Raw genomic sequence first — 21,022 nt, forward strand, 5'->3', positions numbered from 1 at the left:
TCCGGCCCGGCGCCCCCGCTCGGCGGACACCGGTCCGCACCGGATCGGACCGGGCCGGGAGGCCCGGCCGCTCAGTCCAGCACCCGCGCCAGATAGGCCCGCAGCAGCTGCCGCGCCTCTTCCACGACCTTGTCGTCGCCCCCCGGCGCGACCCGGAAGGCCAGGTGGACGAGGGCGTCGGCGGTCTCCACGGCGACCAGGAGGGCGCGGTGCAGGTCCTCGTCGGGTTCGCGGCCGAGGTGGCCGCAGAGCAGCCGCGTCAGGCGCTCGGCGACCCGGTGGTTGGGTTCGGCGCGGCGGGCGCCGACCGGGATCTGGTTGCCGAAGTCGACGAGGCAGAAGCCGGGCGCGGTGCGCTTCATGGCCAGGTACTCGTCGAGCACGGCGTCGAGGGCCGCGCGCCAGCCGCCGTCCCCGGTCCGCTCCGCCAGCCGCGCGGCGACGCGTTCGGAGTAGCGCTCCAGGTTGCGCTGGGCGAGCGCGTCGGCCATCTGCCGCTTGTTGCCGAAGAAACGGTAGACGGAACCGATGGGGACGCCGGCGCGCAGGGCCACGGCCCGGGTGCTCAGGGCGTCGTAACCGACCTCGTCCAGGAGGTCGGCGCAGGCGTCGAGGATCCTGCTCAGCCGTTCGGCGCTGCGCCGCTGCACGGGCGCGCGGCGTAGCGATGTCGCGTGGGGCACGGGCTTCATGATGCCCCTCCGCCGCGGTCCGGGGAACTGTGCCTCCTGGCACGGGGACGGATGCCCGCCCCACTCGTCCCCTCGCCTCCCGCGCCCCGGGCCCGATTGCGGCTTCGGCTCCCGCGCGGAGAGGTGCGCCGCGCCCCCCACCGGAGGACCGGAGCGGTCCGCGTCCCCCTCTTGCGCCCGGGAAAACGCAATCCTACGGTGTTGCACAGGAATCGGGCGCGGCAAGGGAGCAGCGATCATGAGCGGGGACGCGCGGAAGACCGCCGAAGGGCTGGCCTATCTCTCCGGGTTCGGCAACGAGCACAGCTCCGAGGCCGTGCCGGGCGCCCTGCCCGTGGGCCGCAACTCGCCGCAGCGGGCCCCCCTCGGGCTGTACCCGGAGCAGCTCAGCGGCACGGCGTTCACCGAGCCGAGGGCGCACAACCGCCGCTCGTGGCTGTACCGCATCCGCCCCTCGGCCGCGCACCCGGCGTTCACCCGCACCGGCAACGGAACGCTCCGCACCGCGCCCTTCACCGAGACGGTGCCCGACCCCAACCGCCTGCGCTGGAACCCGCTGCCCGAGCCCGCCGAGGGCACCGACTTCCTGGCCGGCCTGTGGACCCTGGGCGGCAACGGCGACGTCACGCGGCGCGCCGGCCTGGCCGTGCACCTGTACCACGCCAACGCCTCCATGGAGCGCGTCTTCGGCGACGCCGACGGCGAACTGCTGATCGTCCCCGAGCGCGGCGGGCTGCTGCTGCGCACGGAGTTCGGGCTGCTGCACGCGGAGCCGGGCCACGTGGCGCTGATCCCCCGCGGGGTCCGCTTCCGCGTGGAGCTGCTGGACGCCTCGGCCCGCGGTTACGTGTGCGAGAACTACGGCGCCCCCTTCCGCCTCCCCGACCTCGGCCCGATCGGCGCCAACGGGCTCGCCAACCCCCGCGACTTCCGGGCGCCGGTCGCCGCGTACGAGGACGTCGAGGGCCCGGTGGAGGTGGTGAACAAGTTCTGCGGCAACCTGTGGACGGCCGTCTACGACCACTCGCCCCTCGACGTGGTCGCCTGGCACGGCAACCATGTGCCGTACGTCTACGACCTGCGCCGTTTCAATGTGCTCGGCACCATCAGCTACGACCACCCGGACCCGTCGATCTTCACGGTGCTGACCTCCCCGTCCGACACCCCCGGACTCGCGGGCGTCGACTTCGTCGTCTTCGCGCCGCGCTGGCTGGTGGGCGAGGACACCTTCCGGCCGCCGTACTTCCACCGGAACGTGATGAGCGAGTACATGGGGCTGATCGAGGGCGCCTACGACGCCAAGGCCGAGGGCTTCGTGCCCGGCGGCGGCTCGCTGCACAACATGATGTCGGCGCACGGGCCGGACCGGGAGACCTTCGAGCGGGCGAGCGCCGCCGCCCTGGAGCCGCAGAAGGTCGACGACGGGCTGGCGTTCATGTTCGAGACCCGCTGGCCGGTGACGCTGACCGCGCAGGCGGCGCGGGCCGAGCACCTGCAACGGGACTACGACGAGGTGTGGCGGGGCCTCGAGCGCCACTTCGGCCCCTTGCACTGACCGTCCCCGACCGGTACGGATGGCAGCCGTGACCTCCTTCGCCCCGGACTCGATCGTCCTGAACCGCAAGCTGCCGCTGTGGTACCAGGTGTCGCAGTCGCTGCGCGCCTCGATCCTCGGCCGCTCGCCCCGGGACCCGCTGCGGCTGCCCACCGAGGAGCAACTGGCGGAGCACTACGGGGTGAGCGTGCTGACCATGCGGCAGGCGCTGAAGGAGCTGGAGGGCGAGGGGCTGATCAGCCGCCACCGCCGGCGGGGCACGTTCATCGAGCCGCGGGCGCGGCGCGGCGCCCCGGTGCGGCTGCTCGGCTCGGTGGACGCGATCGTGGCCCAGCAGTCCGGCATGACGACCGAGCTGCTGGAGCACGGTACGGCGCCGGTGCCCGGGGAACTCGCCGAGCACTTCCCGGACCTGACGGAGGTGGCGGCGTACCACCGGCTGCGCGGGGACGAGCGGACGGGCGAGCCGACCAACCACGCCCGCAACTACGTCCGTCCCGAGCTGGCCGCCCGCATCGACCCGGCGGACCTGGTGCGCTGGCCGATGACCAAGGTGCTGCGGGACGTCGTGGGCGCGCGCATCGGCCGGATCACGGACACCGTCCAGGCCCGGCTCGCCGACCCGGAGACGGCGCGGCTGCTCCATGTGCCGCTGCTCAGCCCGATCCTGCACTACACGGGCGTGACCTACGACGCCGACGGACGTCCCCTGGACGTGGCCGTCATCCACTACCGGGGGGACCGCTTCTCCTTCACGGTGACCCTGGACGCCGGCTGACCCGCCGGTCCTCGACAGGCCGTACGATGCCCAGCGTGACGCACGACGACGCTCCGCTGCTGGCGGACCTCATGCCGTGGTCCGTCGCACCGCCGCGACTCGGCCGGGGCTGGCCGGCGGCCCCCGACGCGGCGTCCCTGAAGGCCCGTTGGGACGCGCTGGTGAAGGCCGAGGGGCCGGACCGCGAGGCGCTGCTGCAGCCGACGCGCTCCCGGACGCTGCACACGGCGGTCGGGCAGCTGCCGGGCCGGACCGGCGGCACCGAGCGGCTGGTCCGCGCCGCGGGCCCCTGCCCGGAGCCGGTGCGGGTGCTGCGCGCCCCCTTCGACGAGCAGTGGCTGATCCCCGACCACCGGCTGATCGACGCGGCCCGGCCCGAGCTGTGGCGGGTGGCGGACGAGCACCAGATATTCGCCGTGGAGAGCGACGCCCCCGGCCCGGCGCTGCTCGCGACCTCCCTGCTGCCCCTCCTGCGCACCGGCCGCGTCCGCCCCCTGTACCGCCGCCCCGGCGGCGCGGAACCCAACCTGGCGCCCGGCCTGCTGGAGCACCTGGGCGCCCGGCTCGGCACCCGTCCCGCCCCGCTGGACGTCCTGGCCTGGATCACGGCGACGGCGGGCCCCGGCCGCGCCGTCCCGCTCACCGGGGACGCCGACGCGTGGGCGCGGGGCGTGGCGGTGGGCCGCCGGATGCTGTGGCTGATGCGGCGCGCCGGCGAGCGCCCCCGGCTCCCCGGCGGCCGCCGCCCGTACGTCCGCGCCCCGCTGCCCTCCCGGCCCCTGACCCTGCGCTACGACCGGGACGAGGAAGCGCTGTTCCTCGACGAGGGCCGCATCTCCCCCGTGCCGCCCGAGGCGTGGGACTTCGAGGCGGCCCAGGGCCGCGTCCTGGAGCAGTGGTTCGCGGTCCGCACGGCGCCGGCCGAACCGGGCACCCTGGCCGCGATCCGCCCGGCCGTCTGGCCGCAGACCTGGACGTCGGAGCTGCTGGAACTGATCACGGTCCTGGCGCTGCTCGCCGAACTGCGCCCGCGGCAGCGGGAGCTGACCGCGCCGGACCCGGTCACGGCGGCCGAGCTGCGCGAGGCGGGCGTGCTCCCGGTGCCGGACGCGGCGCGCCGGCCCGCCTCGGTACTGGAGGGACGCGAGGAGGGGCCGGAGGGCCAGCTGGCGCTGCTCTGAGGCGGGAGCCTCCCGCCTTCCGGGGCCGAACGCGTCGAGCACCCGCGCGGCGCCCGCTCCGGCACCGCCCCCGGATCGATCGGCCCCGCGTCCCGCGCGAACGCCGCCGTCCGCGGATGGCGGTGCGTCAGCGCACGGGTCCGGTGCGCGCCCTGGCCGCCGAGGGCACGACCGTGCTGCTCAGCACGGAGTACCTGGAGGGGGCCGGCCGGCTCGCCGACGACATCGTCCTGATGGACCGGGGCCGGATCGCGCACACCGGTTCGCCGCCCGGCTCAAGGCGCTCGTCGGGGGGGGGCGTACGCCGAGGTCGTCGTCGCGGGAGCGGTGACCACCGGACGGACACGCGGCCTGCCGGATCGGCAGGCACGGACAGCGGGAAGCCCTCGGTGCCGGGCGGGGAACGAGGCACCGACCGGGGGGAGCGCCCGCGCTCGGGAGCACACCGGAGCGCCGCTGCGTGCCGTGGGGATGACGGACGACGAGCCGCGGCGCCGTGCCGGGACGGTGTGACTGCCGGGGCGCGGGCCTCAGTTGCCGCCGAACAGCGAACGGCGCAGCCGGCGCAGCGGCGCGAAGAGCGAGACCCGGCGGACCCGAGCGTTCCGGCCGCTGCGGTCGGGTGCGGTGCCCCGCGCGGTCAGCTCGAGCATCAGCGAGGTCGCCTCGACCGTCTCCCGTCGCGGGACGGCGGGGCCCGCCAGCACCGAGAGGTGGCGATCGAGGCGCGAGCTGGTCGCGCTGCTCCCGCAGGTGATCGCAGGGACCCTGGCCCTGTTGCGCACTGTTATCTGATCCATGTCACTCCCCACCCGTACGAGTCCACCCGGCCCGGGCAGAGTAACCCTATCGCCCCCCTGGGGCACGCATGTATCACGGTCACACGATGAACGTTCCCCGCAAGGGGGTTGACGATCACTCCCCGAATACACCCTTTTTCAGGGCGAGTTGGACAACCGTCCGATCGGTGGGCCGCAACGGCCCCTCGCCGGGCCCGGCGGTTACGGCGAGTGACGTCGCGGACCGGTGCGGGCCGGACGCCGCCGGGGGCGTGCCGCCGTCGAGGAGTCCGAAGGAGCGCGGCCGCGCGTCGGGGCGCGTGAGCCACGGCGGGTGCACGCGCCCGCCCGACGAACCGGCGCGTCCGCCCGGGGCGGCCACCGCGCCCCGCCACCGCGGAGTCGACCGCTCCGGCGTCGCGGCCTCGGGCGTCCCGGCCGTGCAGGCGTCCCGGCCGCCCGGACGCCGGGGCCGCGGGCGCGAGGCCGGCGGAACGCGCCGGGACACGGCCGGCTGGAGGTCCGCGCGCCGGTGCGGGCCGGGTCCGCGCCGGCGTCCCGCACGGTGGCGCGCGGCGGAGACTCCGTCGGGCGGGGCCTCCGCTTCCGCCTCGCCCGCCCCCTGGGCGGTCAGGCCGCCCTGTCGAGGACCGGCAGGTAGCCGCCCGACTGGCCGGCCGCGGTGGGGTGGTACGACTCGCCGACGTTCAGCCAGTTGACGCTGTGCAGCCACGAACTGCCGGAGCAGATCTCGTGCCCGGCGAAGGTGGTGCGCACGTCGCCGAACGTGAAGCCGTGCCGGGCGGCGCGCTGGGCGATCGCGGTGTTCAGATGGTCGGCCGCGTCGTTGATCGCCTTCCGCTTGGTCTCGGAGAGACCGAGGCAGGACGTGCCGAGCTGGTAGAAGCGCGGGTAGCCGAGGACGACCACGTGGGCGTTGGGCGCCTTGGAGCGGATCGCCGAGTAGACGTTGTCGAGCTGTCCGGGCAGCGTCGAGTCGACGTACGCCCGGGCGGTGGAGATGCGCGACAGGCAGGTGCTGTCGGACTGGAGCACACAGGTCGTCATGACGTCGGCGAATCCGGCGTCGTTGCCGCCGACGCTGAGGGAGACCAGGCTCGTCGCGGTGCTGAGCGGACCGAGCTGACCGGCGAGGACATCACCCGTTCGGGCACCGGAGCACGCGGTGAAGTCGAACGACGAGGGCGAGTGGGCGGCGGCCCACAGATAGGGGTGGGCCCTCGTGCTGCGCTTGCAGTCGCCGCTGGAGCTGATGTAGCCGCCCGCGCCCACTCCGGAGGAGTAGGAGTCTCCGAGCGCCACGTAGCCGCCCGCCGCGGCGGGTTGGGACGCCTGCGCCGTCGCGGCGCCGGCCAGAGCGGTGGCGGCGGCCAGAAGGAGCGAGCCGAGGAAACCGGTAAGCCGGGAACGTCTCATGGAACCTCCCTTGAGCAGGATCTCTGCCACAACCGTCGTAGCAGCTACGCGTGTTGACAGGAAGTGTCCATGCCAAGACTTTTCCGTCCGTTCCCGGATCCGCACGGGCGCCGACCGCTGTTTTTATTACGTGTTCATGACAGATCTGTTGACGGGTGCTCAACCCTCTTCTGCCCGGCGCGCGAATGGACGACTCTTTACTGCGGCCCGGGGCGGAACGCGCCACCCCGGCCGTGTGCGCGATCCCGCGCGCATCCCCCACTTCACGCGCGCCCCACCCAGACGCGCGTCGCCCGGAGGAGGACTCCCCCGCAATGGCACACCCGCGGAGCAACAGAATCCGTCTCGCCGCGATAACCGGCCTGGTCACCGCCGCCCTCACGGGCGCCCTCACCGCCCTTCCCGCCCACGCCGCCCCGGCCGAGGGCACGGTGCTCGCCGCCGGCTCCCCCACGGCGGTCAAGGACAGCTACATCGTCACGCTCAAGAAGAGCGCCGGCCTCAAGGCGTCCTCGGCGACCGGCAAGAACCTCGTCAAGAGCTACGGCGGCACGGTGCGGAAGACGTTCGGCGCGGCGCTGAACGGCTACACCGCCACCCTCTCCGCCACCGAGGCCAAGCGGCTGGCCGCCGACCCCGCCGTGGCCTCCGTCGAGCAGGACCAGCGCGTGCAGCTCGCGGACACCACGCAGTCCAACGCCCCCTGGGGCCTGGACCGCGTCGACCAGACCTCCCTGCCGCTCTCCGGCACCTACACCTACCCGGACAGCGCGGGCAGCGGCGTGACGGTGTACGTCATCGACACCGGTGTGCGCATCACCCACCAGCAGATCAGCGGCCGGGCCTCCTACGGCTACGACGCCGTCGACGGCGACACCACCGCCTCCGACGGCAACGGCCACGGCACCCACGTGGCCACGACGGTCGCGGGCTCGACCTACGGCGTCGCCAAGAAGGCGAAGATCGTGGCGGTCCGGGTGCTGAACAACAGCGGTTCCGGCACCACGGCGGGGGTGATCGCCGGCATCGACTGGGTGACCCGGAACCACTCCGGCCCGTCGATCGCCAACATGTCGCTCGGCGGCGGCGTGTCCACCACCCTGGACACCGCGGTCCGCAACTCCATCGCCAGCGGCGTGACCTACGCGGTCGCCGCCGGCAACAGCAACACCACCGCTTCCTCCTCCTCCCCGGCCCGGGTCACCGAGGCGATCACCGTCGGCGCCACCACCAGCACCGACGCCAGGGCCAGCTACTCCAACTACGGCTCGGTCCTGGACATCTTCGCGCCCGGCTCCTCGATCACGGCCGGCTGGCACACCAGCGACACCGCGACCAGCACCATCTCCGGCACGTCGATGGCGACCCCGCACGTCGCCGGAGCGGCCGCCGTCTACCTGGCGAACCACACCTCGGCCACCCCGGCACAGGTCGCCTCGGCCCTGGTGAGCGGCGCGACCACCGGCAAGGTCACCAGCGCGGGCACCGGCTCGCCCAACCGGCTGCTGAAGATCGTGCCGTGACCCCGCGAGCACGCAGATCCTGAACCCGTGCCCCGGAGGTCACTTGCACCTCCGGGGCACGGTCGTGCGGGGGGGCGCACGGCGACCGGCGCGTGCTTCCAGGGCATCTTGACGCCCTCCCCGGGGCTGCGACAGATTGAAGCCCGGCATCCGGCGCTTCGGGGGGCAAAGGTTTCCATGCAGGCCATACACGTCAAGCCGGCCGCAAGGAGCCCGCGATTCCGGGAGAACCGTTTCCGAAGGGGCGAACCGGCGAAAACCTGACGTCTCTTTCCACGCCTTGCCATACTGCTTCAATCGTCAATATCGTCATACATCTCACCCGCACCGGTCGTCAGTCAGCGGCTCTGGGGAGGGCTCAAGGACCGCGACGGCCCGGGCGGGGCGCGGTAGGGGGGTGCCGTGCTCGGTGACCACAACTGTGACCGAGTCGTGCCGCGCGGTCGGCTGCCGTTTTCCGCGGCCGGCCTGCTTTGCCAGCTCACCCGGCAGAGACGGAACTGCGTCCCGTCGTGCCCAGGGTGAGAACAACCCCCCTTTCGAACCGGACACGAAGCCGGGCCGCCCGGGGGCGGGCGGCCCACCGGACGAGAGGGATCCAGACTCATGAGCTCAGTCCTGCGCCCGGCGAGTACGGGCCACGACCCGTCCACCGCCGGCGCCTACCGGCCCATCTCCTCGCACCTGGCCATCGCGCCGCCGGTGAGCGTGGTGATTCCCGCCATGAACGAGGCGGAGAATCTCCCGTACGTCTTCAAGACGCTGCCCGACTGGATCCACGAGGTCGTCCTCGTGGACGGCAACTCCACCGACAACACCGTCGAGGTCGCCCGGGAGCTGTGGCCGGACGTCAAGGTCGTCGAGCAGCGCGGCAAGGGCAAGGGGGACGCGCTGATCACCGGTTTCCAGGCGTGCACCGGCGACATCATCGTGATGGTCGACGCGGACGGCTCCGCCGACGGCCAGGAGATCGTCAGCTACGTCTCCGCCCTGGTCTCGGGCGCGGACTTCGCCAAGGGCTCCCGCTTCGCCAACGGCGGCGGCACCGACGACATGACCTTCATCCGCCGGCTCGGCAACCGCGTCCTGTGCGCGGTCGTCAACCGCAAGTTCGGCGCCCGCTACACCGACCTCTGCTACGGCTACAACGCGTTCTGGCGGCACTGCCTGGACAAGATCGACCTCGACTGCACCGGCTTCGAGGTCGAGACCCTGATGAACATCCGGGTCGTCAAGGCCGGGCTGAGGGTGCAGGAGATCCCCAGCCACGAGTACCTGCGCATCCACGGCACCAGCAATCTGCGGGCCGTGCGGGACGGACTGCGGGTGCTCAGAGTGATCCTCCAGGAGCGTTCCAACCGCCGCGCCCTGCGCAGCCGTTCGCGCACCCACTCCCCCCTGCTCGACACGGTCCGGGGGAAGGCGTCTTGAGCGGTCCGGACATCTCCGTCGTGATCTGCGTCTACACCGAGGACCGCTGGGAGGACATCCTCGCCGCGGTCTCCTCGGTGCGGGCGCAGTCCCGCCCGGCTCTGGAGACGCTGCTGGTCGTCGACCACAACGAGCCGCTGCGGGACCGCCTGACCCGGCAGTACAAGGACGCCGGGGACGTACGGGTGCTCGCCAACGCCGGTCCCCGCGGCCTGTCCGCCGGCCGCAACACCGGCATCGCCGCCTCGCGCGGCGAGGTCGTCGCCTTCCTCGACGACGACGCCGTGGCCGAGCGGGACTGGCTGAAGCACTTCGCCGAGGGGTACGAGGACCCGCGCGTCATGGCGGTGGGCGGGCGTACGGTGCCGATCTGGGCGTCGGGACGCCGGCCCGCCTGGTTCCCCGAGGAGTTCGACTGGGTGGTGGGCTGCACGTACCGCGGCCTGCCGCCGGGCCGGGTGCGCGTGCGCAACGTGCTCGGCGGGAACGCCTCGTTCCGGCGCAGCGCGTTCGACGCGGCGGGCGGCTTCGCCACCGGCATCGGACGCGACGGCGACAAACGCCCGCTGGGCTGCGAGGAGACCGAGCTGTGCATCCGGCTCAGCCGGGCCCGGCCCGACGCGGTGCTGCTCATCGACGACCGGGCGGTGATCCACCACCGGGTGCCCGAGGCGCGCGAGCGCTTCGGCTACTTCCGCACCCGCACCTACGCCGAGGGCCTGTCGAAGGCGCTGGTGGCGCGCAGTGTCGGCGTCGGCAAGGGGCTCGAGTCCGAACGGCGGTACACCACGCGCGTCCTGCCGGCCGGAGTGGCGCGCGGCCTGCGGGACGCCCTGCTGGCCCGGCCGGGCGGCGCGGGCCGGGCGGGCGCGATCGTCGCCGGGGTGGTCACGGCGGCGGGCGGGTACCTGGTGGGCAGCATCCGGGCGCGCCGCGGCGGCGCCGCGTTCCCGGCGGCGCCGGTCGGGACGGGGCGTCCGGGGCGGACGCACGGGGCGGCGGGGAGCGCGCATGGCTGACACGCCCGTGCCGATCCTCATGTACCACGCGGTCGCGACCGACCCGAACGAGGCCACCCGCGCCCTGTCGGTGACCCCGGAGGCGTTCGCCGAGCAGATGGCGGTCCTCGCGGACCGCGGCCGCACGCCCGTCAGCACGGCCGAGCTCGCGGCCCGCTGGCGCTCCGGCCGCCCGCTGCCGCCCCGGCCGGTGCTGATCACCTTCGACGACGGCTACGAGGGCGTGCACCGGCACGCCCTGCCCGTGCTCGCCAAGCACGGCTTCCCGGCCACGCTGTTCGTCTCGACCGGCTGGCTGCGGGGCCCCTACGACACCGGGGGCGGCCTGGACACCATGCTCGACTGGGACCAGGTCCGCGAACTGGCCGGCGCGGGCGTCGAGATCGGCGGACACAGCCACACCCATCCGCAGCTCGACCAGCTCGACGACGGCCGGCTGCGCTCCGAGCTGATCCTGTGCAAGGAGATCGTCTCGGACCAGCTGGGCACCGTGCCGGCCTCGTTCGCCTACCCGTACGGCTACTCCAGCCGCCGGGTGCGGCAGGCCGTGCGCGAGACGGGGTACGCGCAGGCGCTCGCCGTCGGCAACGACCTGGCCCGCCGCAGCCAGGGGCCGTACGCCCTGCGCCGGGTCACCGTGCGCCGCAGCACGGGCGCGGAGGAGTTCGGGCGGCTGGTCGAGGGCCGGGCGATCGCCCGCACCTTCGCCCGGGACCGCGCCCTGACCAAGGGCTATGCCGTGGTCCGCAGGGCCCGCCAGGCCCGCGGACGCCTCCTGCGCTCCCGTGCCTGACCCGGCCCGGGCGCCGCGCGCACCGCGGAAAACGGGTGCGCGCGGCGCCGGCGTGCCGGATCATGGCGGCATGTCCGCGAACCCACACGACGCCCTGCCGGTCCGGCTCACCGTCGACGACTCCGACTCCCCGTCCGACGTCGTCGACGCGCTGTTCCTCGGCCGCTTCGCGACGGGCGAGCAGCCGTACTCGCACGCGGCGAACATCGACCGCGTACGGGCCGGGGCGACCCTGCTGCCGTCCGGCGCCCGCGTGCTGCGCGCCGCCCGCGACGACGACCGCAGCGCGACGCTCGCGGAGGGCGACGGCTGGACGCTGCTGGTCTCCCGCTGGAACCGGGGCGCCGACGTCACGGTGACGGCGACCAGCGCCGAGCTGGCCGAGAAGGTCCTCGGCGAGGCGACGGACGGCGCGGCGGACGAGCCGGAGCCGCAGCCGGAGAACGTCACCATGGGCTTCTGGTACGTCTCGCCGCGCCGCGGCCCGCACCGCACGACCCGGCAGATCGCGGCGGGCACCTGGGACGAGGTGCGGGCCAACTACACCGCGCCGGTCGCGGACGCGCTGGACCGCCTGATGAAGACCACCCCCGAGGACATCGCGGGCCGGCTGCTCCTGCTGCACGGCCCGCCCGGCACCGGCAAGACCTCGGCGCTCAGGACGCTCGCCCGGTCCTGGCGGGACTGGTGCCAGGTGGACTGCGTCCTCGACCCCGAGCGGCTCTTCTCCGACGTCGGCTATCTGATGGACATCGCCATCGGCGAGGAGGACCCCACCGGCAAGGGCCGCTGGCGGCTGCTGCTGCTGGAGGACTGCGACGAGCTGATCCGCGGCGAGGCCAAGCACACCGCCGGCCAGGCGCTGTCGCGGCTGCTGAACCTGACGGACGGTCTGCTGGGGCAGGGCCGCAACGTCCTGGTCGGCGTGACCACCAACGAGGACCTGGAGCGCCTCCACCCGGCCGTGGTCCGCCCCGGCCGCTGCCTGGCCCGTATCGAGGTCGGGCCGCTCACCCGCCGGGAGGCGGTGGACTGGCTGGGCCGCGAGGAGGGCGTCGGCCGCGGGGGCGCGACCCTGGCGGAACTGTACGCGCTGCGCCGCGGCACGTCGCCGGCCGCGCTGCCGGAGCCGCGGGGCGGGGCGGAGGCGGGACTGTACCTGTAGGAGCGCTCCGGCAGTGCTTCGACGGGGGTGCGGCCCGTTCGCCGGGACGTCCGGGCGGCCGTACGGGGCGGCGGCGGTCCTCGCGGGCCCGGCGCGGGCGGCGGGGACGGGGGCGACCCGGACGCCGGGCGCCCCCTCTCCGGGCGCCGGCCCGCCGGGCTCCTGCCCCCTACCCCTCGTACGCCGCCCGCAGGGCGTCCCGTACGGCGGCGAGCGCCGCGTCCTGCCCGAGTCCGAGCCGGCGGGCCCGCTCGGCGTAGGCCTGCGCGGCCGCCGCCAGCTCGCGCTCCGCGGCCGTACCGGCGGCGGCCACGAACGTGCCGTGCCGGCCCCGCGTCTCGATCACCCCGTCGGCCTCCAGCGCCCGGTAGGCCTTGGCGACCGTGTTCGCGGCGAGCCCCAGTGACTCGGCCAGTCCGCGCACGGTCGGCAGCCGGTACCCCACCGGCAGCGCCCCCGACCGCGCCTGTTCGGATATCTGCGCCCGCAGCTGCTCGTACGGCGCGGTGCCGCCGCCGTCGATGTGGATCCTCAAGGTCACAGGCCGATTCTCCCGCACCGGCCCGAAAATCGGAGGCACCCGGGGCGCACTCCCCCGTACCGTGCACCTCCATGACCGGCACCGTCCGCGCCCACCGCGGCCGGGGCCTGGCCGGGCTCGTCAGGGGAACGACTCCTTGCACCGCGCCCGCGCCGCCGGGTGCACGGAGGCGTTCACGGGCGACGACACCGGCAACGAGCCGATGATCGCGATCAGCAGGTGGCTGGGGTACGAGATCTGCGCGAAGGAGGTGCGGTATGTACGTGAACTCGGCTGACCGCGCACGGTTCCTGGAGGTCGTCCTCGTCAAGGGGGGCCGCACGAAGATCCGTTATCCGGCCGAACTGCTGGCCGACGACGGCGCCCGCGTCACCGTCCGCGCCCCCTGGGCCGGCGACGCGGTCCGCGACTTCGGCTTCGTCCGCTTCGAGGCCGGCGACGTCTTCACGGAGCACTACTGGCGCGACCGGTGGTACGCCGTGAAGGAGGTCCGCGCCGCCACCGGCGCCCTCAAGGGCTGGTACTGCGACATCACCCGCCCGGCCGCGCTCCTGGACACCGAGCTGGTCGTCGAGGACCTCGACCTGGACCTGTGGCGCTCCGCGGACGGCGCGGACGTACGGCGGCTGGACGAGGACGAGTTCGCCGCAAGCGGTCTGGCGCGGACGGATCCCGCCGCGGCGGCCGCCGCGGCGGCGGCGCTCGACGAGCTGGAGGCGCTGGCCCGCGGCGACGGTTTCGCCGCGCTGCTGGCCTGAGGTCCGCTCCGCCGTGCCGCCGTCCCACCGCCACCGCGTACCGCTCGCCGCGCACGGCCTTCCCCCACGGCGGCGGGTCGTCCGGCAGCCGGGCACGCGGCCGGCCCGCCCGGGCCGGCGAACCCGCGGGTCGCGCAGCCCGCGGTCCGGCTCGTCGTCGCAGGCGGCCGCCGCGTCCCGGTCCACGTCCGCCGAGGCCGCGCCGTCGCTTCCGTTCGCCGTGCGCCGGGGTGACACCCGCCGCCGGCAGCCGGACCGGGAAGGCCGCCCCGGTAGAACCGGGGCGACGGGGAACTCCCGCGAAACGGGTCTACCTCTGTGAGAACGCGGAACCCGGTGATCCAGAAGGAGGCAGCCATGCGCCGTGTGACCGTCCGCAAACCCCTGAAGAAGACGGACGCCCGCCGGGTCCGCGAGGAGGCCGACGAGCGCCCCGCCGGACGTCCGGAGGTCCGCGAGGACATCGCCCGCACCTGGTGGCCGGACGGCTGACCGGGCCGGGGCGCGGTCGCCTGGCGTACCGGAACGGCCGCACGCGGTGACGGAGGCGGCCGAGGCGCCGGCCGGACCTCCTCCTCCCGTACGCGGACGGCGGCCGTCCGACCGCGCGCGGGCGGCTGCCTGAGCGCAGGCTGAGCGCTCCCTTAACGCGGCCATAAGGATCTCCCGCAGCCGCCCCCGGCAGGCGATTTCACGGATCTTCGGGGCTAGTTTGCTGATCGCCCCCACGGGTTCCGGCCTCTCCAGGGTCCCGGCCCACGCAATCCAGTGACCGCTTCGAGGAGTTCCCCATGCCCGCACACCGCAGGGCCGCCGCCGTCGCAGCCGCCGTCGGCGCCGTCCCGCTCGCCCTCACCGCTCCGGCCGCGCCCGCGTCCGCGCACGGATCGATGGGCGACCCGGTCAGCCGGGTCTCGCAGTGCTACGCCGAGGGGCCCGAGAGCCCGGCGTCGGCCGCGTGCCGGGCGGCGGTCGCGGCCGGCGGCACCCAGGCGCTCTACGACTGGAACGGCATCCGCATCGGGGACGCGGACGGGCGGCACCGGGAGCTGATCCCGGACGGGAAGCTGTGCAGCGCGGGCAACGAGGAGTTCAAGGGACTCGACCTGGCCCGCGCCGACTGGCCCGCGACGGAGGTGCGCAGCGGCTCGTACACCTTCGCGTACCGCGCCACCGCCCCGCACAGGGGCACCTTCACGGTCTATCTGACCAAGCCCGGCTACGACCCGTCCCGGCCGCTGGGCTGGGGCGACCTGGACCTGGCCGACCCGGTGGCGACCGTCACCGACCCGGTCGCCTCGGGCGGCTCCTACAGGTTCTCCGGTACGCTCCCCGAGCGCTCCGGCAGGCACGTGCTGTACGCGGTCTGGCAGCGCTCGGACAGCCCGGAGGCGTTCTACTCCTGCTCGGACGTGACGTTCGGCGGCAGTGGTGCCGCGGGCGGCGGCTCCGCCCCGGCCCCGACGGCCTCCGCCCCCTCCGAGGAGCAGATCGAGGCCGGTACCGGCAAGTCGACGATCGAGCACGACGGCCACGGCGACGACGACGCCCGCACGACGACCGGTCCGACGACACCCGCGGCCCGCACGGGCGGTTCCGCGAGCGGTACCGGTACCGGCACCGGCGACGGCACCGGCGAGGCTTCGGCCGCCGTCCCGGCGGACGGCTCCGCCCCGAACCAGCCGAAGGCGGCCGGTGCCGCGGCGCACCTCGCCGAGACCGGCGGTGACGGCGGCACCCCGTACCTCGCCGCCGGCGGCGCCGCCGCCCTGGCGCTCGGTGCGGCGGTGCTGTTCGCCTCGGTGCGCCGGCGCGCGGCGGGCGGCGGTCGGCACGCCCGCTGAACGATGCGCCCGGGCCGGGCCGGCGGCTCGGGCCGGGCGGGTCCCGGAACGCCGTCGCTTCCCGGCGGGAACACGGCCGGGGACGGTGACCGGGTGGCCGGCGGACGGGCAGCCGGCCACCTCACGCGGGCCCCGGTCGCGCGGAAGCCGCCCGCGCGAGTCCCCGTCACGCGCGGATCCCGCCCCTGTGCGCGGGGGCGGGACGCGCGTCCGGTCCGCGGGTCAGCCGATCCGGGTGCCCGTCGCGGACAGCGCCTCCGTCACCGGCTGGAAGAAGGTCTCCCCGCCCGAGGCGCAGTCGCCGCTGCCGCCGGAGGCGAGGCCGACGGCGTCGTCGCCGGAGAAGAGGGGGCCGCCGCTGTCGCCCGGTTCGGCGCAGACGTCGGTCCGGATGAGACCGCTCACGATGTCGCCGTTGCCGTAGTTCACGGTGGCGTCCAGCCCGGTGACCGTGCCGGAGCGCACCCCGGTGGTGGAGCCGCTGCGGGTCACCCGCATCCCGACGGCGGCCTCGGCCGCGCCGGTGATCGCCTGCGCGGAGCCGTCGTGGAGGTTCACCTCGCTCGGGTGGTCCACGTCGGCGGTGTACCTGACCAGGCCGTAGTCGTCGCCCGGGAAGCTGGACGCCTCGGTCCGGCCGATGACGTCGCCGTCGGAGTCCGACCAGGTGGCGGCGGACCGCGTGCAGTGACCGGCGGTCAGGAAGTACGGCTCGCCGTCCCTGACCACGTTGAAGCCGAGCGAGCAGCGGCCGCCGCCCCCGGTGATGGCGTCACCGCCCGCGATGAAGGGCTTGAACTCCCCGTCGGTGCGCTTGAGTTCGGCCGCGGCGCCGAGGCCGCCGACGACCTCGGCCAGCTTGGCCCACTCCGCCGCGGAGACCGTGCGGTCGGCGGTGACGACGACCTTGTTGGCGGTCGGGTCGGTCACCCAGGAAGTGCCCGGAACGGCGGCCTCCCGCCGCAGGGCGGTACGGGCGTTCCTCAGGTCGGCGAGGGAGTTCCCGACGAGTCTGGGCCGGGCCCCCGCCTCCTCGACGGCCCGGGCGGCGGTCTCGTCGAGCACGTTGACGACGAGTTTCCCCGCCTTCGGGTCGTAGTACGTGCCCGCCGCGGCGGCGCCGAGGTCCTCGGCGAGCTTCGAGGCGAGCTTCCCGGCCGCCGTGACCGACAGGGTCCCGGGCGCGGGGGCCTCGGGGACTTCGCTCGCGTTCGCGGTTCGGAAGGTGACTTCCGCGGCGAGCAGCGCGGCGATGCCCGTGCCCGCCACGACCGCCCGCTGCCCGGGTGTGCGCCGGTGCTTCAACTCACGTCCTCCTGTGGGGGGTCGGTCCGGGAAGAGGGTGGGAACCTCATGGACCGGAAGGTGTCCGGACACGGGGGCGGCACGCGACGGGGGTCGCGGGAACGCCGCGTCCGTGCCGGCCGGACGCCCTCCACTGTTCCGGGGCCGGCGGGGAGCGCACAAGGTCGACCACGGGACGCGCGTGGAGCGCGTGCGGGGCGCGGCGCACGCGCCTCGTCTTCCGACCGCGCCCGGTCACGTCGGGCGGATGCGCGCCGCGCGCATCACGGGCGGGCGGTCCGCGGGTGCTCCGTGCGATCCGTCCCTGGCCGGATCCGCCCCTTGCGGGGTCCGTGCCCGGGCGGGGGCGGGCGGCGGCCGGCACGGCTCCGGGGGGCCGACGCGGGTGCTCCTGGCGCTCCTGGCGGTGGCGCCCCCGGACGAGGTCGAGCCCCCGCACGCATCCGCGTGCGGGGGCTCGACCGCTGTCGGCCGCCGGCCGGAACGCCCGGTGGGCGCGGCGTATCCGGCCGGTTGGTGAACCTGGGACCCGGTGGGCCTAGTAGATGCTGACGCCGTAGGCGCTCAGGGCCTCCGTGACGGGCTGGAAGAAGGTCGTGCCGCCGGAGGTGCAGTTGCCGCTGCCGCCGGAGGTCAGACCGTACGCCACGCCGTTGCTGCCGTAGAGCGAGCCGCCGGAGTCGCCGGGCTCGGCGCAGACCGTGGTCTGGATCAGGCCGGAGACGACGTCGCCGCCGCCGTAGTTGACGGTCGCGTTGAGCGCGGTGACCCGGCCGCTGTGGGTGCCGGTGGTGGAGCCGTCGCGGATGACGGTGGTGCCCACGCTCGGCGTGGCGGCGCGGGTGATGTCCACGCCGTTGGCGGTGCCGGGCCGGCTGACGGACCCGCTGTAGCGCACGATGCCGTAGTCGTTGCCCGGGAAGCTGGAGCCGGCGGTGGAGCCGATGACCGTGGTGCGGGCGGAGTTGGAGTACCAGGTGCTCGAGCCGGCGGTGCAGTGACCGGCCGTCAGGAAGTACTGGGTGCCGTTGCTGGCCTGGACGTTGAAGCCGAGGGAGCAGCGCCCGCTGCTCGAGTAGATCGCGTCGCCGCCCTGGATCAGCTTGTTGAACTTGCCGGGGGTGCGCTTGATGGTGAGCGCGTCGGCGTTCGCCCCGGCCTGGCGCTTGATCTTCGCGATCTCGGCCTTGGAGACCGTGCTGTCCACGGTGACCAGGACGCGGTTGGTCTTGCTGTCGACGGCCCAGGCGGTGCCCGGGATGTCGGCCTTCAGCACCGACCCGCTGACGCTCTTGAGCTCGGCGGAGCTGAAGGTGGTGGGTGTGTCGGACGCGTTCGCGCTGGGGACCGCGATCGCTGCTGCGGCCACGAGGCCGGTGGAGACGGCGATCAGCCGAGTCCGTCTCGTGATGCCGCTGCGGGGGGTGGTGCGCTTGATCCTCACTTTTCGTTCCTCCACAGGGGAAGTCGGGGGCCCTCGTGGGGTTGTGGGCCCGTGAGGCGCAGTCGAAGGGCCCGGTCGTCCGGATTCCGGACAAGCCGTGCCCCTGACAAGCGCTGTGGGGGAGTATTCGGCTGCGGCGCCGACGGGCGCAAGGGCACCTTTCGGCCGTCAACCTTTGAGCCACCTGTGCGAATTGTCCATCGTTCGGGTGAAAACCGGCGCAGATTGCCTCAGAGCAGCGTGCGTTCCCCCGCCTCGACGGCGACGTCCAGCGTGTTCCCCGGCGGCGGGAACGGGCGGAGGAAGTGGTCGGTGAACGCGCGCGGCGGCAGCAGGGGCGCGGCCGAGGTCGACCGTCGTGCGGCCCCCGGCGTCCGGCGCGGCGGGCCGCGGGAACCGGAAGCGGTAACTGCTGCTCCCGCCGGTGGCGTCGGCGAACACGGCCCACGGCGAGCCGTCGTCCTCGACGCCCGCCCGGAGCGCGCGTTCCCGCCCGGCCGGGGTGAAGGCCGGCTCACCGGCGAAGGGGCGGCCGTCCACGGTCGGGCCGTCCGCTCCGGCCGCCGCCGGCGGCACCGCGTCGCCGTCGGCCGTCCAGGTTCCGGGGATGGCCGGAAGCCGACCGTCCGGATGGTCCTCCAGCCAGTACGTGCCGGCCAGCGCGAGCGGCCCGTGGGGGCCGACACCGTCGCCACGCGGTCCTCGTGCCGCTGCCGCCACGCGTCGGACGCGTCCGTCGCGGGATCGGTTCCTCTCTTCCGGATCCCGCGGTCTCCCGGCCCCCGCGGCCCGCCTGCTCCCGCGGCTCCCCCGGTTCACCCGGCCCCGGCGGCCTTCCGGCTCCCCCGGCGCGCGGCCCGGGACGGAGGTGCCCGGTGAGCGGCTTCCGGCCGCCGGACCCGCCCGCCGTCATGACGTTCCCCCGGTCACGACACAGCGGCCGGCGGGCCGGGCCAGGCCCAGGTGGTCCCGGAGCGTGCCGCCCGGGTAGAAGGTGCGGAACAGGCCCCGGTGCTGCAGCAGGGCCACGGTGCCGTTGACGAACCGCTCCAGGTCACGGTGCGGCTCGGCCGGGACGATGTGGAAGCCGTCGACCACGCCCCGCCGGTGCCAGCCGGCGATCAGCTCCGCGAGGTCCACGGGGCCGCCGCGGTACAGCGGCCCCCGCGGGGTGGGCCGGGGGCCGCCCCCGCCGTGCCCCGGCTCGGCCGCGTGCTCGCCGCCGCCCAGGTCCACGACGAGGCTCGCGAGGATCCGCAGCCCGTCGGGGTCGCGTCCGGACCGGGCGGCGTCGGCGCGCAGTCCGGCCCGTACGGAGTCGGCGTGCGCGAGGCTCACGGCCCGGACCAGGGCCACGTCGGCGTACCGGGCCGCGACCCGCCGGGCGGGTTCCTCGGTGGCGTCGGCCACCCGCACGGGACGGCCCCGCGAGGGCCGCGGCGCGGTCGTGGGGTCCTCGGCCGGGAAGACGGAGCCGACGTGGTCCGGCTCGTCCCGGTCGACGGGCCGGCCGGCGGCCGCGCCCCGGACCCCGGCGCCGTCCACCCGGCCGTCCCGCGGCCCGGCCGCGGCGCCGGTGTCCCCGTCCGCCTCCCGTCCCGGCGCCCGGGCGGGTCCGAGGTCGAGCAGGCGGGCCTCGTCCTCGGTGGCGGACGCCTCGATCCGCCAGCCGGCCCGGCCGCGGCCGATCCGGTCGAGGGCCGCGGCGGCCGCCCGGACGTGACAGGGCCCGGTGTGCGTGAGGGGGACGGTGGGCACCAGGCCGACCCGGTGCGTGGCGGACGCCGCCCGGGCCAGGGCGGTGAGCGCGTCGGGGCCGGGCCGGGCGAAGCCGTCGTCGAGCGTGACGAAGTCGAGCGCGCCCCGTTCGGCGAGCCGGACCGGCTCGACGGGGGAGCCGGCGTCGTGCGCCGGCCGCCGGCCGACGGCGGCGGCCAGGTGCAGCAGCGCCCGGCCGGGCGAGGAGATCATCGGGGAGACCTTTCCGTGTTCAGAGCACCTTGGAGAGGAAGGCCCGCGTCCGGTCGTGCCGCGGGCGGTCCAGTACGTCACCGGGGGCGCCCTGCTCGACGATCCGCCCGTCGTCCATGAACACCACCGTGTCGGCGACCTCGCGGGCGAACCCGATCTCGTGGGTGACGACGATCATGGTGGTGCCCCGGGCGGCCAGGTCCCTGATGACGTCGAGGACCTCGCCGACCAGCTCGGGGTCGAGCGCGGAGGTCGGTTCGTCGAAGAGCAGCAGCTTCGGTTCCAGGGCGAGCGCCCGCGCGATGGCCACCCGCTGCTGCTGGCCCCCGGACAGCTGCCGGGGGTAGGCGCCGGCCTTGTCGGCGAGCCCCACCCGGTCGAGCAGCAGGCGCGCGTGCTCCGCGGCCTGCCTCCGGGGCCGCTTCAGCACGGACACCGGCGCCTCGGTGATGTTGTCCAGCACCGTGAGGTGCGGGAAGAGGTTGAGGTCCTGGAAGACGAAGCCGATCCGGGTGCGCTGCCTGAGCACCTCGCTCTCGCGCAGCTCGTACAGCCTGTCCCCGGAGCGCCGGTAGCCGACCAGCGCGCCGTCCACGGTGATCGCGCCGCGGTCCGCCTTCTCCAGGTGGTTGACGGTGCGCAGCAGCGTCGACTTGCCGGAGCCGGAGGGCCCGAGGATCACGGTGACCTCTCCGGTGCGCACGGTGAGGTCGACGCCCTTGAGGACGTCGAGGGAGCCGAAGCTCTTGTGGACGGACCGGATGTCGACCATGACGCTCATAGCGGGAGTCCCCTGGTGGTGGTTG

Annotated in this window: 19 protein-coding genes and 2 pseudogenes; 12 read left to right on the forward strand and 9 right to left on the reverse strand. The window is 74.9% G+C overall.

Annotated elements, in window-relative coordinates:
• Positions 1–71: 71 nt before the first annotated feature.
• Positions 72–692, reverse strand: a complete 621-nt coding sequence (locus tag ACIBAI_RS19895; RefSeq protein WP_399035946.1) for a TetR family transcriptional regulator — start codon at positions 690–692, stop codon at positions 72–74.
• Positions 693–930: 238 nt separating this feature from the next.
• On the opposite strand from ACIBAI_RS19895, the gene hmgA reads away from it, so the two are divergent.
• Genes hmgA through ACIBAI_RS19910 form a run of 3 tightly spaced genes read left to right on the forward strand, consistent with a single transcriptional unit; the run spans position 931 to position 4,206 of the window.
• A complete protein-coding gene (gene hmgA / locus ACIBAI_RS19900; protein ID WP_399035948.1) occupies positions 931–2,247 on the forward strand; it encodes a homogentisate 1,2-dioxygenase in 1,317 nt (438 codons plus the stop codon).
• Positions 2,248–2,275: 28 nt separating this feature from the next.
• Complete coding sequence (locus ACIBAI_RS19905; RefSeq protein WP_399035951.1) at positions 2,276–3,025, forward strand: GntR family transcriptional regulator; 750 nt, start codon at positions 2,276–2,278, stop codon at positions 3,023–3,025.
• Between the two features lie 26 nt (positions 3,026–3,051).
• The gene (locus tag ACIBAI_RS19910) at positions 3,052–4,206 is read left to right on the forward strand and encodes a type ISP restriction/modification enzyme (protein ID WP_399035953.1); all 1,155 of its coding nucleotides are present in this window, start codon (positions 3,052–3,054) and stop codon (positions 4,204–4,206) included.
• A gap of 530 nt (positions 4,207–4,736) precedes the next feature.
• On the opposite strand, the gene ACIBAI_RS19915 is transcribed toward ACIBAI_RS19910, so the two are convergent.
• The gene (locus ACIBAI_RS19915; RefSeq protein WP_399035955.1) at positions 4,737–5,006 is read right to left on the reverse strand and encodes a hypothetical protein; all 270 of its coding nucleotides are present in this window, start codon (positions 5,004–5,006) and stop codon (positions 4,737–4,739) included.
• Positions 5,007–5,615: 609 nt separating this feature from the next.
• A complete protein-coding gene (locus tag ACIBAI_RS19920; RefSeq protein WP_399035957.1) occupies positions 5,616–6,422 on the reverse strand; it encodes an SGNH/GDSL hydrolase family protein in 807 nt (268 codons plus the stop codon).
• A 314-nt stretch (positions 6,423–6,736) separates the two neighbouring features.
• Here ACIBAI_RS19920 and ACIBAI_RS19925 point away from each other — a divergent pair, with 314 nt between their 5' ends.
• The 5 genes from ACIBAI_RS19925 (at position 6,737) to ACIBAI_RS19945 (ending at position 12,353) form a co-directional block, all read left to right on the forward strand.
• Positions 6,737–7,945: a S8 family peptidase gene (locus ACIBAI_RS19925; RefSeq protein WP_399035958.1), complete on the forward strand. Its 1,209-nt coding sequence runs from the start codon at positions 6,737–6,739 to the stop codon at positions 7,943–7,945.
• A gap of 606 nt (positions 7,946–8,551) precedes the next feature.
• Complete coding sequence (locus ACIBAI_RS19930; RefSeq protein WP_399035960.1) at positions 8,552–9,376, forward strand: glycosyltransferase family 2 protein; 825 nt, start codon at positions 8,552–8,554, stop codon at positions 9,374–9,376.
• Positions 9,373–10,395, forward strand: a complete 1,023-nt coding sequence (locus tag ACIBAI_RS19935; RefSeq protein WP_399035962.1) for a glycosyltransferase family 2 protein — start codon at positions 9,373–9,375, stop codon at positions 10,393–10,395. The genes ACIBAI_RS19930 and ACIBAI_RS19935 overlap by 4 nt, the downstream gene beginning before the upstream one ends.
• Positions 10,388–11,188, forward strand: a complete 801-nt coding sequence (locus tag ACIBAI_RS19940; protein WP_399035964.1) for a polysaccharide deacetylase family protein — start codon at positions 10,388–10,390, stop codon at positions 11,186–11,188. Before ACIBAI_RS19935 ends, ACIBAI_RS19940 begins: the two co-directional genes overlap by 8 nt.
• A 70-nt stretch (positions 11,189–11,258) precedes the next feature.
• Entirely contained in the window at positions 11,259–12,353 is a 1,095-nt protein-coding gene (locus tag ACIBAI_RS19945) for a DUF5925 domain-containing protein (protein WP_344603444.1), read from the forward strand.
• 169 nt (positions 12,354–12,522) lie between these two features.
• Here the strand turns inward: ACIBAI_RS19945 and ACIBAI_RS19950 are convergent, their stop codons facing one another.
• Entirely contained in the window at positions 12,523–12,894 is a 372-nt protein-coding gene (locus ACIBAI_RS19950) for a GntR family transcriptional regulator (protein WP_399035966.1), read from the reverse strand.
• A 65-nt stretch (positions 12,895–12,959) separates the two neighbouring features.
• Between ACIBAI_RS19950 and ACIBAI_RS19955 the strand changes: the two are divergent.
• The 4 genes and pseudogenes from ACIBAI_RS19955 to ACIBAI_RS19970 all read left to right on the forward strand — a co-directional run.
• Positions 12,960–13,171, forward strand: a pseudogene (locus ACIBAI_RS19955) (GNAT family N-acetyltransferase); the annotation flags it as partial.
• Positions 13,152–13,652, forward strand: a complete 501-nt coding sequence (locus ACIBAI_RS19960) for a DUF402 domain-containing protein (protein ID WP_399035967.1) — start codon at positions 13,152–13,154, stop codon at positions 13,650–13,652. The pseudogene ACIBAI_RS19955 and the gene ACIBAI_RS19960, both read left to right, overlap by 20 nt.
• Before the next feature lie 357 nt (positions 13,653–14,009).
• Entirely contained in the window at positions 14,010–14,144 is a 135-nt protein-coding gene (locus ACIBAI_RS19965; RefSeq protein WP_344603450.1) for a hypothetical protein, read from the forward strand.
• Between the two features lie 299 nt (positions 14,145–14,443).
• The gene (locus ACIBAI_RS19970) at positions 14,444–15,496 is read left to right on the forward strand and encodes a lytic polysaccharide monooxygenase (protein ID WP_399035970.1); all 1,053 of its coding nucleotides are present in this window, start codon (positions 14,444–14,446) and stop codon (positions 15,494–15,496) included.
• 222 nt (positions 15,497–15,718) lie between these two features.
• On the opposite strand, the gene ACIBAI_RS19975 is transcribed toward ACIBAI_RS19970, so the two are convergent.
• The 5 genes and pseudogenes from ACIBAI_RS19975 to ACIBAI_RS19995 all read right to left on the reverse strand — a co-directional run bounded on the left by ACIBAI_RS19975 (position 15,719) and on the right by ACIBAI_RS19995 (position 20,997).
• Positions 15,719–16,801: a S1 family peptidase gene (locus ACIBAI_RS19975; RefSeq protein WP_399035972.1), complete on the reverse strand. Its 1,083-nt coding sequence runs from the start codon at positions 16,799–16,801 to the stop codon at positions 15,719–15,721.
• Positions 16,802–17,339: 538 nt separating this feature from the next.
• The gene (locus tag ACIBAI_RS19980; RefSeq protein WP_399035973.1) at positions 17,340–18,245 is read right to left on the reverse strand and encodes a S1 family peptidase; all 906 of its coding nucleotides are present in this window, start codon (positions 18,243–18,245) and stop codon (positions 17,340–17,342) included.
• 230 nt (positions 18,246–18,475) lie between these two features.
• A pseudogene (locus ACIBAI_RS19985) lies at positions 18,476–19,009 on the reverse strand (DUF1684 domain-containing protein).
• A 145-nt stretch (positions 19,010–19,154) separates the two neighbouring features.
• On the reverse strand, positions 19,155–20,216 hold the full coding sequence (locus ACIBAI_RS19990) for an LLM class flavin-dependent oxidoreductase (protein ID WP_399035975.1): 1,062 nt from the start codon (positions 20,214–20,216) through the stop codon (positions 19,155–19,157).
• Between the two features lie 19 nt (positions 20,217–20,235).
• Positions 20,236–20,997 carry an amino acid ABC transporter ATP-binding protein gene (locus tag ACIBAI_RS19995; protein ID WP_399035977.1) on the reverse strand — a complete coding sequence of 254 codons (762 nt, stop codon included), beginning with the start codon at positions 20,995–20,997 and terminating at the stop codon, positions 20,236–20,238.
• Between the last annotated feature and the right edge of the window lie 25 nt (positions 20,998–21,022).

The organism is Streptomyces sp. NPDC051041, from assembly GCF_044456065.1.
In the GTDB taxonomy this organism is placed as follows: Bacteria; Actinomycetota; Actinomycetes; order Streptomycetales; family Streptomycetaceae; genus Streptomyces; species Streptomyces glaucus.